At 66.4% G+C, this 1,005-nt stretch carries 1 protein-coding gene; it reads left to right on the plus strand.

Features of this window, described 5'->3' with window-relative positions:
- Nucleotides 1-1,005, plus strand: a 1,005-nt coding sequence (locus DC522_RS33705; RefSeq protein ID WP_133239464.1) for a UDP-glucose/GDP-mannose dehydrogenase family protein, incomplete at both ends; no start/stop codon positions are given.

The raw sequence follows: 1,005 nt of genomic DNA on the forward strand, positions 1-1,005 counted from the left end.
CGCCTGACCTTCACCACCAGCTTGTCCGAGGCCGTCAAGAACGCCGAGGCGGTGTTCATCGCAGTCGGTACTCCCTCCCGCCGCGGCGATGGCCATGCCGATCTTTCCTATGTCTACCAGGCCGCCCGCGACATTGCGTCCGCCATGGACGGCTATACGGTGGTGGTCACCAAATCCACCGTGCCCGTGGGCACCGGTGACGAGGTCGAGCGCATCATCCACGAAACCCGGCCCAACGCGGAGTTCGCCGTGGTCTCCAACCCGGAGTTCCTGCGCGAAGGCGCGGCCATCGCCGATTTCAAACGCCCGGATCGCATCGTCATCGGCACCGACGACCCCCGCGCCCAGGGGGTGATGAGCGAGATCTACCGGCCGCTCTATCTCAACCAGTCCCCGGTGCTGGCCATGTCCCGGCGCACGGCGGAACTCACCAAGTATGCGGCCAACGCGTTCCTGGCCACGAAGATCACCTTCATCAACGAGATCGCCGACCTGTGCGAGCAGGTCGGCGCGAATGTGCAGGACGTGGCTCGCGGCATCGGTCTCGACAACCGCATCGGCTCGAAGTTCCTGCATGCGGGCCCGGGCTATGGCGGCTCGTGCTTCCCGAAGGACACACTGGCCCTGATCAAGACGGCACAGGACTTCGCGGCCCCCATCCGCATCGTGGAGACGGTGGCGGCGGTCAACAGCCAGCGCAAGCGCGCCATGGGGCGGAAAGTCATCGCGGCCTGCGGCGGCTCCGTGCGCGGCAAGACGATCGCGGTGCTGGGCCTGACCTTCAAGCCCAATACCGACGACATGCGCGATGCCCCGTCCCTCGACATCATCACGGCGCTGCAGGATGCCGGCGCCCGGGTGCGGGCCTATGATCCGGAAGGCATGCAGGCCGCGAGCGCCATGCTGACGGACGTGGAATATGCCCGGGACGCCTATGGCTGCGCTCAGGGAGCCGATGCGCTGGTGATCGTCACCGAATGGGATATGTTCCGGGCACTCGACCTC

The sequence above is a fragment of the Microvirga sp. KLBC 81 genome, from assembly GCF_003075415.1.
Lineage (GTDB): Bacteria > Pseudomonadota > Alphaproteobacteria > Rhizobiales > Beijerinckiaceae > Microvirga.